Genomic DNA, 14,026 nt, shown 5'->3' on the forward strand with positions numbered 1-14,026 from the left:
AGCAGGACAGCAGCCAACCGGGTCACAGCAAGCAGGTTCACAGCCGGCGGGGTCACAGCCGGCGGGGTCGCAACCTCCAACAGGTAGCCAGCCTGCCGAAGGATTCCAGCCGCCGGGGCAGCAGGACGGCGCGCAACCGACATATGGCTACGGGCAGGACACAGGGCACCCGGACGGGCAGCCGTCCGGACAGCAGGGTTGGCAGGCGGGGCCGCAAGGCGGCGCCGGACGCTTCGAGATGCCCGCCGACCGCCCGCGCAGCTTCTACGAAGTCATGCCCAATGGCGGCTTCTCCGGCATCTTCGAAGTGGCAGGTCTCCCCACGGAGCTGAAGGTGTCCTACTGGATCTGGGTGATCGGCGGCCTGCTCGGACTCTTGGGCGGCGTGATCGGATTGTTCGGAGCCCTGGTGCTCTTTGCCATCCTTCCGGGCGTGGCCATCCTGGTGCTGTTGCTGGTGCTGATGGCAATTGCGCTGGCCGCTGCGCAGATTGTCCTTGCCATGAAGATGAAGGAAGGCCGGGAGTGGGCCCGGCTGGCGCTGACAATTGTCGCAGGCGTGTCGCTGCTGCTGGCAGTCATCAATTCGAGTTTCGCCGCCGGCCAAGACGGAAACTGGCTGGGATTCCTGATCAGCCTCGTGGCAACCGTGCTCATGTGGGTGCCGAAATCCCAGAACTGGTTTGCCGCCGCACGGGGATCGGTCTGAGTGCAGCCAGACGATTGCAGTCAGAGTCACGGCGGCAGGCGCCGTCGGGGCTCGGGCCGTCACCCGTGCGATGCACTGCCGGGGCCGGTGCCATGCGGCGCTCAAGTCTCCGTGAAAGCAGCGGGGTGTTACGCCGTCGGGCTTCGTTTGAAGCCCCCTTACGCGGGTCGCTCGTCCGGCCTCCCGGCGTGCGGACGCGCCGCAAGAATACCTCTGCGGAATGATCTTCACCGTGCCCGCAGAGGGGTACGGTGGAAGTGAACCATGCTGGGGGCAGGGCAGGCTTCTGAACCCGGTGGCCGATCCCGACGTCAATTCGCAAAGGACCGCTCATGAGCACTCCTCCAGTACCCACAAATCCCAGCGACCCGAACTCCCACGAGCCGAACCAGGACGATACGGAAGCCCGCGGCGCTCAGCCCCGCTTCGGTCAGGATGCTCCGCAGTACGGCCAGAACGCTCCCCAGTACGGACAGAACACCCCGCCTGCCCCGCAGTATGGGCAGAACACCCCGCCCGCTCCGCAGTACGGCCAGAACTCCCCGCAGTATGGTCAGGGCGCACCGCAGCAGCCCCAGTACGGACAGGGCGCACCGCAGCAGCCCCAGTACGGGCAGGGCGCACCGCAGTATGGTCAGCAGCCGGCATCCGCCGCGTCCCCGTACGGTCAATCACCCTACGGCCAGTCCCCCTACGGGTACCCGTCCGAACAGCCACAGGGCGGCGGAACGGCTGCCGGTGTGCCGCAGCTTGTGAACACTTCGTTTTGGATGATCATCGCCGCCGGCGTCCTGTCGGTCCTGTCGGTCCTGCTCACGATCCCAACGCTGGATGATCCCGCCATGCGCAGCACGTTTGAGGATCAGCTCCGCGGCAGCGGCCAAAACATTGCGTTCGAGGACGTCAAGGGCTTCATCGTCGGAACCATGGTGGTCTTCGCGCTGATCGGCGCAGGGCTCTACGCGCTGGTGGCCTTCAACGTCCGCAAGGGCAAGAACTGGGCACGCATCCTGGGAACGGTCCTGGCGGCGCTGTCGGTGTTCAGCCTCTTCCCCCTTGGCCTGAACACGCTGGTGGCCCTCCTCGGCATCGCCGCGATTGTGATGCTGTACCTACCCGCGTCGGCACCGTACTTCCAGAAGCCCCAGCCGTTCGCCAACCCGTACTCGCAGCCGGGCGGCCCCTTCGGCCGCTAGGCATACCCGCCAGGCACTGCCGCTAGCCACGGCCGCCAAGCACCGCACGCAACCAGCTAACGGGCGCGGTCCCAGCCACGCCGGATTTACTCCGGCTGACCCGGGGTCTGCGCCCGTTGCGCGTGATATGCCAGAATTTGCAGCTCCGTGGCCATGTCCACCTTGCGCAGGTTGACGCCGTCGGGAACCTGGAGCATCACTGGCGCGAAGCTCAGGATGCTGTGGACGCCGGCCGCCACCACTCGGTCGCACACGCTCTGGGCGACGGCTGCGGGCAAGGCCAAAACCACCATGTTGGCGCCTGTCCGTTCCAGCACCGGCTCAAGGTCTGCAACATCGCTGACGCGGAGCCAGCCAACCTCATTGCCCACCACCATTTGGTCGGCATCAAAAATGGCAACGACGTCGAATCCCCTGGATTCAAAGCCGCCGTACCTGGCGAGCGCCTTGCCCAGGTTGCCGGCGCCGACGATCGCGACCTTCCAGTCATGCGTCAGTCCCAGTGCGGCGGCAATGTGACGGCTCAGGTACTGAACCTCATATCCCACGCCGCGCGTACCGTACGAGCCCACATGGGACAGATCCTTGCGGAGCGTGGACGAACTGACTCCCGATGCCTCGGCCAGCGATTCGGAGGACACGCGTTCGGTGCCCTCGGCCATCAAAGTGTTCAGGGCGCGCAAGTAGATGGTCAGCCGGGCCACGGCCGCAGGCGGGATCTGCTTGCCGGCAGCTCCGGTGTCCCCGGGCACGGCCTGGGGTGGTGAATCGAGCGAAGTCACTATCTGCTCCATTGCGTCGCGTTGTGAGTCCACTCTAGATCCCCATCACTTATGTCAACAAAGCCCGGTGCCATTGCGCGGAACTGGCTACTGCCGCGCCATCGCCTGACGCAGGACCCGGTCCAGTCTGGCTTCGTCGATCTTCCAGAAGTCCCGCTGGATTCCGTCCACGAACACCACCGGAATCTCCTCCGCGTATTGGTCCCGCAGGGCGTCGTCACTGTCCACCGACCGCTCCGTCCACGCAAGTCCCAGGGCCGCGGTAACCCGCCCGACGGCGTCGCGCGCCGCGGCGCACAGGTGACAGTCAGCTTTGGTGAGGAGGACGACGTCGGGGTTTGCCATGCTTCAACCGTATCGCGGTAACGGCCCGCCGGCCGGGCACATGCCCTGCATTGACTAGACTCGGTGGCATGCCCGAGGAGAAGTACGTCGCTGTGGTCCAGCATCCGGTTGCACCGCAGCAACACGGCGAGGCCGCGTTCTTCGACGTCGACAACACCCTCATGAGGGGCGCCAGCCTATTTCACGTGGCCCGGAAGATGCATCAGCGGGGTGCGTTCACCCTTCCGCAGGCAGCCGGCATGGCGTGGAAGCAGTTTAAGTTCGTGCTCCGCGGCGAGAACATGGACGACGTCCACGCGGTGCGGGATTCCGCGCTGACCCTCGCGGCCGGCATCACGGAGGAGGACATCAAGGCCCTGGGCGAGGAAGTCTTCGACGAGATGATTGTCTCCCGGATCTGGCCGGGAACAAAGGCCCTCGCCGAGCAGCACCTGCGCGTGGGGCGCAAGGTCTGGCTGGTCACGGCCACTCCGATCGAGGTGGCCACGGTCATTTCCACGCGGCTTGGACTCACCGGCGCCCTGGGGACCGTGGGCGAGATCAGGGACGGCTTCTATACCGGGAGGCTGGTGGGCGACATCCTGCACGGCGCTGCCAAAGCCGTGGCGGTCCAGGGCATCGCGGACGCCCAAGGCCTGGACCTCAAACGCTGCTGGGCCTACAGCGACTCCTACAACGACATCCCGCTCCTGACCCTCGTGGGCCATCCCGTGGCCATCAATCCGGACGCCCGGCTGCGCAAGCACGCCCGCGAGCACAACTGGCCGGTCTACGATTTCCGCTCCGGCCGCCGCGCCGCCACCCTGGGCCTCAAGGCCGCCACAGCAGGCGGAGCCATCTACGGCCTATGGCGAGGCTACTCCCGCTTCCGCGGCCCCCGGGTCTAACGCCAGCCAGTTTGCGCGTCGAGAGGCACCATCCGCCGGGAAGGCGACGGGACGCTCCCCCGGTGGTTCGTGTTGGCAACCCATCGACGCCCCGCGCCGAGAAGGCGACAGGACGCTCCCCCGGTGGTTCGTGTTGGCAACCCATCGACGCCCCGCGCCGAGAAGGCGACAGGACGCTCCCCCGGTGGTTCGTGTTGGCAACCCTCGATGCCCGCAGCGTCGAGAAGGCGACCTAACAACGCCCGCGGTGTTTCGCGTAGGAGCGCATCGCGACCGAACGCGGGCCAGAGGTCGCTCAGCGACCGTCGGAACGCCTTTCGGGCGAAGTGAAAGCCCGCGGGCCCCGGCCCGAGCTTGCGAGGGGTGGGCAGGGCTGAACGCTAAGCGACGGCGAAGCGCCGTGGGCGTCGGACGCCCAGGTGAGGCGAAGGGGAGGGACGCAAACCCAACCGAAAGGCCCGCGGCCACGGGGACGCAAAAATGCCCGCACCTCGAAAGGGGCGGGCATTGACGCGTAGAAAGTATCTCTACTTCTTATTGCGACGCTGGTGGCGGGTCTTACGAAGCAACTTGCGGTGCTTCTTCTTGGCCATACGCTTGCGACGCTTCTTAATAACTGAACCCACGAAAGTTCCTTACAAACTAGATGCAGTACCTGTCTGGTGGAGAAGGTCCGTGGACTAAGCAACAGACTGAAACAACTGACAGATTCTTACAATGACGTAAAACGTTCCTTAACAGCGTACCGCTTATCCGGAGCACCTTCTGACCGCGGCCGCCCCATGACCTGCAGCAGCCCCCAAGGCGGCTGCTTTGATCATGGAGACCGTGCGGACAAACAGCACCAGCCGTTACGCGGTATCCGAGTGTCCGTCGACGACAGCGCCCTTGAGGTACTGCTCGACGGCGCTCTCCGGGACCCGATAGGACCGGCCGAACCGGACCGCCGGCATTTCCCCGGAATGGACCAAGCGGTACACGGTCATCTTGGAGACACGCATAAGCTCAGCCACCTCGGCCACGGTCAAGAACTTGGCGTTCGAGAAGTTCGACTCTGCGGACATTTCCCATATTCCTTTGCTCTCAGCAACTTGCGGCGACCCCAATTTGTCTTCGGTGCGCCGATGCTGAGCCATCGAACAACCGTGTGTTAGTTACTCTAGAGGCTCACGGGGCCATAGTGAAAGCCCTGCGTTTGCGCGACGACGCAGCAAGCTGCTCCAGCACCGACGCCGTCACGTCCCACTCCATGCAGGCGTCCGTTACGCTCTGTCCGTAGACCAGGGCCGATCGTCCCGCGGCATGTTCGGCGACATCCAGATTCTGGGCACCGCCCACCAGAAAGCTTTCCAGCATGACGCCGGCAATCGCACTTGGCGCCTCACCCGTACCCTCGAGCTGGGCGCCGATTTCGAGCGCAACCTCGGCCTGGCGGTGGTGGCTCTTGCCGCTGTTGGCGTGGCTCGCGTCGACGATCAGCCGCGGGTTCAGGTTCTTGGCAGCGAGCTTGGCCGACGCGGCCTCGACGTCGGCCGCGGAGTAGTTGGGACCCTTCCGTCCGCCGCGGAGAATTACGTGGGTGTCCGGGTTGCCCGCGGTGGCCACGAGCGCTGCCCGGCCGTCGCCGTCGATCCCCAGGAACGCCTGCGGGGCCGCGGCGGCACTGCAGGCGTCCACCGCCACCTGCAGGTCGCCGTCGGTCCCGTTCTTGAAGCCGATGGGCATGGACAGCCCGGAGGCCAGCTGGCGGTGGATCTGGCTTTCCGTGGTCCGGGCGCCGATGGCTCCCCAGGACACAAGGTCCGCCATGTACTGGGGGCTGATCGGCTCGAGGAACTCGGTGGCGGCGGGCAGTCCCAGCGCCGTGACCTGCTGCAGGAAACGGCGGGCGGCGCGCAGGCCGCCGGCGATGTCGTGCGTTCCGTCAAGGCGCGGATCGTTGATCAGGCCCTTCCAGCCCACCGTGGTGCGCGGCTTTTCGAAGTATGCGCGCATGACGATCAGCAGGTCTTCCTTGTGCTTCTCGGCCTGGCTGACAAGGCGGCGGGCGTACTCGAGGCCGGCCTTGGGATCGTGAATGGAACACGGGCCCACGATCACCAGCAGGCGGTCGTCCACGCCGTCCATGATGGCCCGGACTTCGTCCCGGCCGCGTTCGACGACGTCCGCCACGCGGGCGTCCAGCGGCAGGTCCGCGATCATCTCCTGAGGGGTGGGCAGTGCAGTGAACTCACTGACCCTCAGATTCGACGTTGATTGCGATGCGGACGGCTTCGACGTCGGCTGCTGGGTTTCGGTGGCTGCTGCGGTGCTCATCTGCGGGTCCTGTTCCGGGTGGTGCGGAGCGGGCCCAAATCAGAACCCGCCGGAGAAATGGCGAAGGGCAGAGAATGATCTCTGCCCTGTTGGCTCTGAAGGAAAATTGGATGCGTGTCAGTTAGACGCGGGCCCCTCCAGAGCCAACGAAAAATACGCATACCAACGGTTTGTCATAGCCAAGACCATAACCGCGGGATCGTTCCGGACGCAAACGGGAGGTGTCACAATACTCCGTGTGACGCCCCTCACCCCCCTCCGCCGTTGCCGGTCTAACTAGGCAGCAGCAGGCGTCGTTTTGAGCCGTCAAAACGACACCTGCTGCTATGTAGTTGGGAAGCGGGGCAGACGGCGTACGGTTCGGGCGCGACGAAACTCAGGCTCGTCGACGTTCAGACCAGCGACGCTCAGACCAGCGACGACTCGAAGCTGTCCAGCTCCTGAGACGCACGCACCAGGGCGCGCAGCTCGGCCAGGCCTCCGGCTAGGGCCCCGCCGGCACGGGCTTGCACCAGTACGTTGCCGAGGGCCGTGGCTTCCACCGGTCCGGCAACCACGCGCTTGCCGGTGGCTTCGGCGGTGAGCTGGCACAGGAGCCGGTTCTGCGAGCCGCCCCCGACGATGTGCACGGTCTCGACGGCGACGTCGGCAAGCCGTTCGGCGTCGGCGATGGTCCGGGCGTAGCCGGCGGCGAGGCTGTCCAGGATGCAGCGGACGATCCGCGCAGGCTCGTCCGGCAGGACGTTGCCGGTGTTCCGGACCGCGGCGCGGATACGCCCGGGCATGTTGTCCGGCGCGATAAACGCGGGGTCGTCTGCGTTGATCCGCGGTCCGCCGGAGGGGAGTGCAGCTGCGGCGGCCAGCAGTTCCTCCAGCGCGGGCCGGTAGCCTTCCTGCGCCCAGGTGCGCTGGCATTCGCTGAGCAGCCAGAGCCCGCCGACGTTGCGGAGGTACCGGATAGTGCCGTCGACTCCGCGTTCGTTGGTGAAATTCGCTGCCCGGCTGGCCTCGGTGAGCACGGGATGGTTCAGTTCCACTCCTACCAGCGACCAGGTGCCGGAAGAAATGTAGGCGAAATTTCCCGGTTCGGCGGGGACGGCGGCGACGGCGGAGGCGGTGTCGTGCGAGCCGACCGCCACCACCGTGGTTGATTGGGGAAGGCCGGTGCGTTCGGCGATCCCGGGCAGCAGGGTGCCGACGGTTTCACCGGGCTGAATCAGCGGCGGAAACAGGTTTTTCCGCAGCCCCAAGGCAGTGAAAAACTCGGTGGCCCACTCCCCCGCCACGGCATCGAAGAGACCCGTGGTGGAGGCGTTCGTGACCTCGGTGCGCCGTTGGCCGCTGAGCAGGAACGCGATCAGGTCCGGGATCAGCAGCGCCTGCTTGCCATCCAGGTCCCGCTCGGCTGCGAGCTGGTAGATGGTGTTGAACTGCAGGAACTGCAGCCCCGTGGTGGCGTACAGCCGGGACTCGTCCACCTGCCGGTGCACTCCGGCCACGGCCGCGCGGCTGCGTTCGTCACGGTAGCTGAACGGCTGGGCGGTGAGTTCCCCGGCGGCGTTCACGAGGCCGTAGTCCACCGCCCAGGTATCGATGCCGATGCTCGTGACGTGCTCGCCGCGTTCCGCGGCGACGCGTCCGGCCGCCGCGAGTCCGGTGAGTACCTCGGCGAAGAGGGCGTCGAAGTCCCAGCGGAGGCCGCCGTCGGACTGGACCACGCCGTTGGGGAAGCGGTGCACGGTTTCCAGCACCACGCCGCCTTTGGCGGCACCGCTGCCGATCCGTCGGCCGCCGTCCCGTCCGCCGGTGATCCGTCCGAGGATGACCCGTCCGGAGGAGGCGCCGATGTCGACGGCGGCGAACATGGCGCCGTCGACTCCGGTTTCCGGACGTGGTGCCTGTGCCGTTGCGCTCATCGCAGGAAGGCTGCGGCGACCCCGGCGTCCACCGGGATGTGCAGACCGGTGGTGTGGGAGAGTTCGGCGCTGGTGAGGACGGCGGCGGCGTTGGCCACGTTCTCCGGCAGGACTTCGCGTTTGAGCAGCGTGCGCTGGGCGTAGTACTTGCCCAGTTCCTGCTCGTCCACGCCGTAGACCGCGGCGCGCTTGGCACCCCAGCCGCCGGCGAAGATCCCGGAACCGCGGACCACGCCATCGGGGTTGATGCCGTTCACGCGGATCCCGTACTCGCCCAGCTCCGCCGCGAGCAGCCGGACCTGGTGGGCCTGGTCTGCCTTGGTGGCGGAGTAGGCGATGTTGTTCGGGCCGGCGAACACCGAGTTCTTCGAGGAGATGTAGACGATGTCCCCGCCCATGTCCTGGTCGATCATGACCCGCGCGGCGGCCTTGGCCACTAGGAAGGAGCCCTTAGCCATCACGTTGTGCTGCAGGTCCCAGTCCTTCTCGGTGGTTTCCAGCAGCGGCTTAGAGATCGACAGGCCGGCGTTGTTGACCACCAGGTCCACGCCGCCGAACGCCAGCACGGCTTCCCGGATGGCCGCGGCGACCTGCTTTCCGTCCGTGACGTCGGCCTGGACGCCGACGGCGACATCCGGCCCGCCGAGTTCGGCGGCGACGGCCTGGGCGTTCTCCAGGTTCAGGTCGGCGATGACCACGCAGGCGCCTTCGGCGGCGAGGCGGGTGGCGATGGCCTTGCCGATGCCCGAGGCGGCGCCGGTGACCAGCGCGATCCGGGTGGCGTGCGACTTGGGCTTGGGTATCCGGGCGAGCTTGGCCTCCTCCAGCGCCCAGTACTCGATCCGGAATTTCTCGGATTCCTCGATCGGGGCGTAGCTGGAGATCGCCTCCGCACCGCGCATCACGTTGATCGCGTTCAGGTAGAACTCCCCGGCAACCCGGGCGGTCTGCTTGTTCGCACCATAGGCGAACATGCCCACCCCGGGAACCAGCACGATCGCCGGGTCCGCGCCACGCAGGGCCGGGGAGTCGGCGTCGGCGTGGCGGTCGTAGTAGGCCTGGTAGTCCGTCCGGTAGGCCGCGTGGAGTTCCTTCAGCCGTGCGACGGAGTCCTCGATGGAGGCGTCGGCGGGCAGGTCCAGGATGAGCGGCTTGACCTTGGTGCGCAGGAAGTGATCCGGGCAGGACGTTCCCAAGGCGCCCAGCCGCGGGTGCTCCGCCGCTGCCAGGAATTCCAGCACGGCGGGGTCGTCACTGAAGTGGCCCAGCTGCGGCTTGTCCGTGGACGCCAGGCCCCGGATCACCGGCGCCAGCGCGGCGGCCTTGGCCCTCCGTTCGGCCTCCGGCAGGGCTGCGTAGCCCGGGACCTTCGGCCCGAACGGCTCTTGGCGGCCGTTCTCACGGATGTAGTTTTCGGCCTGTTCGATGATCCACAGCGAGTTCTGTTCTGCTTCTTCGCTGGTGGCGCCCCAGGCGGTGATGCCGTGCCCGCCCAGGATGGTGCCGACGGCCTGCGGGTTGGCGTCCTTGATCGCGGCGATGTCCAGGCCCAGCTGGAACCCGGGACGGCGCCAGGGCACCCAAAGAACCTTGTTGCCGAAGATCTTGGTGGTCAGGGCCTCGCCGTCCACCGCGGTAGCGATCGCGATGCCCGAGTCCGGGTGCAGGTGGTCCACATGTGCGGCGTCCACCAGCCCGTGCATGGCCGTGTCGATCGAGGGAGCGGCGCCGCCCTTGCCGTGCAGGCAGTAATCGAACGCGGCCACCATCTCGTCCTCGCGCTCCACGCCCGGGTAGACGTTCTTCAGCGCCTGCAGCCGGTCCAGGCGCAGCACTGCGAGGTTTTCCGCCCGCAAAGTACCCAGATCGCCGCCGGAACCCTTCACCCAAAGGAGCTGGACGTCGTCGCCCGTGACCGGGTCCTTCTCGGTGCCCTTCGCGGAGGTGTTGCCGCCGGCGAAGTTCGTGTTCCGCTTGTCCGCGCCGAGGCGGTTGGAGCGGGAAATAAGCTCTTCAACAGTCTTGTTAGTCATTGTGATTAGGCGCCCCATCCGGCTTGCTGGCCGCCTGCGCGGTCCTCGTTGATCTGTTTCTGGTAGCCGCTGGCCCTGAACGCGGCCATCGGGTCGGCGGGCAGGCCGCGGGATTCGCGCCATTCGGCCAGGGCCGGGCGGACGTCGGTGTAGAAGGCGTCGTTGAACACGGCGTTGGCGGCCAGGACGTCGCCGGCGCGCTGCGCCTCGGAGAGTGCCGCGGTGTCGATCAGCAGGGCACGGGCGGTCATTTCCTGGACATTGAGCACCGAGCGGATCTGGCCCGGGATCTTCTCCTCCAGGTTGTGGCACTGGTCCAGCATCAGCGCGACGCCGGAATCCTTCCCGAAGCCGCCGCCGCGGATCACCTCGTGCATGATGCGGAACAGCTGGAACGGATCCGCCGCGCCGACGATCAGGTCATCATCGGCATAGAAGCGCGAGTTGAAGTCGAAAGAACCGAGCTTGCCCAGACGCAGCAGCTGCATCACGATGAACTCGATGTTGGTGCCCGGCGCGTGGTGGCCGGTGTCCAGGCAGACAAACGCCTTCTCGCCCAGGGCGAGGGTCTGGGCGTAGGAGGTACCCCAGTCCGGAACGTCGGTGTGGTAAAAAGCCGGTTCGAAGAACTTGTACTCCAGCACCAGGCGCTGGTCATCACCCAGGCGGGCGTAGATCTCGTGCAGCGACTCGGCCAGGCGGTCCTGCCGGCCGCGCATGTCGTCCTGGCCCGGGTAGTTGGTGCCGTCCGCCAGCCAGATCTTCAGGTCCCTGGACCCCGTGGCGTGCATGATGTCGATGCACTCGAAGTGATGGTCGATCGCCCGGCGCCGGACTGCCTCGTTCGAGGACGTCAGGGAGCCGAACTTGTACTCGTCATCTTGGAACGTGTTGGAGTTGATGGTGCCCAAACCCACGCCCAGTCCCGCCGCGTACTCCTTCAGGGCCGCGTAGTCATCCACCTTGTCCCACGGGATGTGCAGCGCCACCGTGGGAGCCAGACCGGTCAGCTCGTGTACCTTTGCCGCGTCCGCCAGCTTCTCCTGGACCGTCCGGGGGGTGCCCGGCGTGCCAAACACCTTAAAACGCGTGCCTGAATTCCCATAGGCCCACGAAGGGACCTCGATCGCAAGCTCCCCGAGCCTGCCCAGCGCCGTTGCTACGTCATTCATGATGTGTGTCTTTCGGTCTCGTATGGTGCGTTTGTCTGTTGTTGGCCGGCTCCGTACCGGGTACGTCTATTAGTTCGCGGGAGTTTCTCTCAGCCCGCCGCGCCGGCGGTCAGGCCTCGCCGTGCGCCGGTCCGTCCGCGCTGGCAGTCAGCGGCTGTTAGCGCTCCATGCTGGCCGTTGCCCCCGGCGCCGGCCGCTCGGCGTCGGCCGTTGCCAACTGGTCCTCCAGGTTGAAGATTTCCTCGAGTGGTACAAATCCTGCGTCGGGAGGCTGCTCGGTGTCCTCGAAGAGCGTGGCCATCTCGGCCTGCCAACGCTCGTTCACCGCAGTGAGCGCCATCCGCGCCCGGACGACGTCGAAGTCATCGCACTCGACGTAACCGACCAGCAGGCCGTCCTCGCCGAGGAAGAGGGAGTAGTCATGCCAGCCTGCATCCTTGAGTGCGCGCAGCATCTCAGGCCAGACGGCGGCGTGCCGGCGTCTGTACTCATCGATCAGTCCGGGCTGGACTGAGGATCGAAAACACACCCTCATCTGCGACTCTCCTGAAGTTCTGAATCTTTGAATCGTTTCATTGGTACGATTCAAAGTACTCTTGGATTTGAGTAGGTGTCAAGCAGTTTTCGGTGAATGCGAGCCCTCACCTGAATTTGGTCCGCCTGTCCGTCAGCGGGCGGGGACTGAAACAGGCTGTTCACAGAATCGGCCAAGCAGCTTGCACGCCGTCGCCGCAGTAGAGAGCTTGGAGAAAGATGTCACGGTCAGCCAGCATCAAGGATGTTGCGACCCATGCCCAAGTGGCGGTGGGAACGGTTTCTAACGTCCTGAACTACCCGGACCGGGTCTCCCAACGGACCAAGGACCGGGTCCTGCAGGCCATTGACGAGCTCGGCTTCGTCCGTAATGACGCGGCCCGGCAGCTCCGGGCCGGGCACAGCCGGACCATCGGGCTGATTGTCCTCGACGTCGGCAACCCCTTCTTCACCTCCGTGGTGCGCGCCGCCGAGGACGCTGCAGCCCTGCAGGGAAGCGCCGTCCTGCTCGGGGACAGCGGCCACGATGCAGCGCGCGAGTCGAACTACATCGACCTCTTCCAAGAACAGCGAGTTCAGGGCTTGCTGATCTCGCCCGTGGGTGACGTCACGGACCGCCTCGACATCCTGCGGGAACGCGGCGTGCCAACCGTTCTGGTGGACCGGCTGGCGGATGAAGAACAGTACAGTTCCGTTTCCGTGGACGACGACGCCGGCGGTTACCTGGCCGCCCGGCACCTGTTGGACCTTGGCCGCCGTCGGCTGGCATTCGTGGGTGGCCCGACAACGATACGCCAGGTGGCGGACCGCCTCCAGGGGGCGCAACGCGCCGTGGCGGAGGTGCCGGACGCTTCGCTGGAAGTACTGGATTCCGAGGGGCAGACTGTCTTGGCGGGCCGAAGTGTGGGCGACCAGTTGGTCCGACGCAGCGCGGACCAGCTTCCGGACGGCGTGTTCTGCGCCAACGACCTGCTGGCCCTCGGCGTTATGCAGTCCCTGGCGATGATGCACAAGCTCAGGATTCCCGAGGACATCGCGCTGATCGGCTATGACGACATCGACTTCGCCGTGTCGGCAGTGGTGCCGCTGTCCTCCATCCGTCAGCCCACGGAGGCCCTGGGCCGGACAGCCATCGAGCTGCTGGCCGAGGAGCTGGACTCACCGGATTCGGCGCAACCGCGCCACCGCGCGGTCATCTTCACCCCCGAACTCGTGGTGCGGCAAAGCACCGCCGGGGCGTAATCACTCGGCCGAAGCCACTCCGTTAATTGTCAGACCCCTCTGAGAGAGTTTCCTTATGGAAGCCATGGGGGAACAGGCAGCGGATCACACCGCGGGGCGGGCGGTCACGCCTGGCCTTAGCGCGGCTTCGCTGCTGCGGGGCCGCCGGCTTCGCAGCGTTCCTTCGTCCGTTTCCCGCGCGGATTGTCGGGCTTCCGACGGCGGTGCTGCCGCCGGTATATCTGTTGCCTCAGGAGCCCGTTCCGGTCCGCGCGGAGTTAGCGACGATTCCTCCGGCGCGGTCGCCAACACCGCGGTCGGCATCGCAGGTTCCGACGGTGGTGCTGCCGCCAGCCGGTCCAGCACCAACCCGCAGTTCACTGAAGCAGTGTTCACTAACAGCGCCTTCGCAGGTGCCGCCGCTGATTCAGCTTTTGCCGGTGGGGCTTTCAGCGGCGGAGCGATGGCGAATCTGCGGCGGTGCCGGGGGCTGCTGGAGGCCGCGATCGAGTCCGCGCGGGAGGAGCTGGCCCTGGCCGGTTTCGCGGAGGCCGCGGATTTCGCCGGGCTGACCGAAGAGATCTCCCGCCGGTTCGAATACCTCCAGGTCCTCGGCGCGGCGGCAGTGGACCGCACCCGCACGGAGGCGATCAGCAACGCCGCCGGGCCGGCAGGCAAAGCTGCCGGCTGGATCACCGGCTGGGGCCATGACACCGAATCCTCTGCTGCCGCCTCCGGCTCTGCCGAGGGCGCTTCTCCAGACTCCGTTGCCGCATCCGCTTCTCCAGACTCTGTTGCCGCTTCCGCGTCCGGCTCCGCAGCGAGCACCGGCCGGTCCCGGGGGTGTCGCCGGCCGATGACGGGTGCCGGAACACCGCGGAGTTCCTGCGGGTCCGGCTGCGGATCAGCACCGGA

Annotated in this window: 13 protein-coding genes and 1 pseudogene; 5 read left to right on the forward strand and 9 right to left on the reverse strand. The window is 66.4% G+C overall.

Going from position 1 to position 14,026, the window contains the following annotated elements:
- Positions 1–238 precede the first annotated feature (238 nt).
- Together CXQ90_RS08145 and CXQ90_RS08150 are read left to right on the forward strand one after the other, a co-directional pair.
- Positions 239–709: a hypothetical protein gene (locus tag CXQ90_RS08145; protein ID WP_258064414.1), complete on the forward strand. Its 471-nt coding sequence runs from the start codon at positions 239–241 to the stop codon at positions 707–709.
- Between the two features lie 332 nt (positions 710–1,041).
- Positions 1,042–1,905, forward strand: coding sequence for a hypothetical protein (locus tag CXQ90_RS08150; protein ID WP_104138294.1), 864 nt, complete (start codon positions 1,042–1,044; stop codon positions 1,903–1,905).
- 86 nt (positions 1,906–1,991) lie between these two features.
- Here CXQ90_RS08150 and CXQ90_RS08155 read toward each other — a convergent pair whose 3' ends face one another.
- Together CXQ90_RS08155 and CXQ90_RS08160 are read right to left on the reverse strand one after the other, a co-directional pair.
- Entirely contained in the window at positions 1,992–2,687 is a 696-nt protein-coding gene (locus tag CXQ90_RS08155) for a redox-sensing transcriptional repressor Rex (protein WP_104138295.1), read from the reverse strand.
- Positions 2,688–2,774: 87 nt separating this feature from the next.
- The gene (locus CXQ90_RS08160) at positions 2,775–3,032 is read right to left on the reverse strand and encodes a glutaredoxin family protein (protein ID WP_104138297.1); all 258 of its coding nucleotides are present in this window, start codon (positions 3,030–3,032) and stop codon (positions 2,775–2,777) included.
- Positions 3,033–3,100: 68 nt separating this feature from the next.
- Between CXQ90_RS08160 and CXQ90_RS08165 the strand changes: the two genes are divergently transcribed.
- On the forward strand, positions 3,101–3,919 hold the full coding sequence (locus CXQ90_RS08165; protein WP_104138298.1) for an HAD family phosphatase: 819 nt from the start codon (positions 3,101–3,103) through the stop codon (positions 3,917–3,919).
- Between the two features lie 527 nt (positions 3,920–4,446).
- Here CXQ90_RS08165 and CXQ90_RS08170 read toward each other — a convergent pair.
- The 7 genes from CXQ90_RS08170 to CXQ90_RS08200 form a co-directional block, all read right to left on the reverse strand.
- On the reverse strand, positions 4,447–4,545 hold the full coding sequence (locus tag CXQ90_RS08170; protein ID WP_003792170.1) for an AURKAIP1/COX24 domain-containing protein: 99 nt from the start codon (positions 4,543–4,545) through the stop codon (positions 4,447–4,449).
- 225 nt (positions 4,546–4,770) lie between these two features.
- Positions 4,771–4,983 carry a helix-turn-helix domain-containing protein gene (locus CXQ90_RS08175; RefSeq protein WP_056634547.1) on the reverse strand — a complete coding sequence of 71 codons (213 nt, stop codon included), beginning with the start codon at positions 4,981–4,983 and terminating at the stop codon, positions 4,771–4,773.
- A gap of 103 nt (positions 4,984–5,086) precedes the next feature.
- Positions 5,087–6,235, reverse strand: coding sequence for a 3-deoxy-7-phosphoheptulonate synthase (locus CXQ90_RS08180; RefSeq protein ID WP_104138300.1), 1,149 nt, complete (start codon positions 6,233–6,235; stop codon positions 5,087–5,089).
- A 407-nt stretch (positions 6,236–6,642) separates the two neighbouring features.
- Positions 6,643–8,151, reverse strand: coding sequence for a rhamnulokinase family protein (locus CXQ90_RS08185; RefSeq protein ID WP_104138301.1), 1,509 nt, complete (start codon positions 8,149–8,151; stop codon positions 6,643–6,645).
- Positions 8,148–10,184: a bifunctional aldolase/short-chain dehydrogenase gene (locus tag CXQ90_RS08190; RefSeq protein WP_104138303.1), complete on the reverse strand. Its 2,037-nt coding sequence runs from the start codon at positions 10,182–10,184 to the stop codon at positions 8,148–8,150. Before CXQ90_RS08190 ends, CXQ90_RS08185 begins: the two co-directional genes overlap by 4 nt.
- Positions 10,185–10,189: 5 nt before the next feature.
- On the reverse strand, positions 10,190–11,356 hold the full coding sequence (rhaI, locus tag CXQ90_RS08195; RefSeq protein WP_104138304.1) for an L-rhamnose isomerase: 1,167 nt from the start codon (positions 11,354–11,356) through the stop codon (positions 10,190–10,192).
- Positions 11,357–11,513: 157 nt separating this feature from the next.
- Positions 11,514–11,891: an L-rhamnose mutarotase gene (locus CXQ90_RS08200; RefSeq protein WP_104138306.1), complete on the reverse strand. Its 378-nt coding sequence runs from the start codon at positions 11,889–11,891 to the stop codon at positions 11,514–11,516.
- 218 nt (positions 11,892–12,109) lie between these two features.
- Here CXQ90_RS08200 and CXQ90_RS08205 point away from each other — a divergent pair, with 218 nt between their 5' ends.
- Complete coding sequence (locus CXQ90_RS08205) at positions 12,110–13,132, forward strand: LacI family DNA-binding transcriptional regulator (protein ID WP_104138307.1); 1,023 nt, start codon at positions 12,110–12,112, stop codon at positions 13,130–13,132.
- A 55-nt stretch (positions 13,133–13,187) separates the two neighbouring features.
- Positions 13,188–14,026, forward strand: a pseudogene (locus tag CXQ90_RS08210) (hypothetical protein); the annotation flags it as partial.

This window comes from Arthrobacter sp. ZGTC131, from assembly GCF_002929275.1.
Lineage (GTDB): Bacteria > Actinomycetota > Actinomycetes > Actinomycetales > Micrococcaceae > Arthrobacter.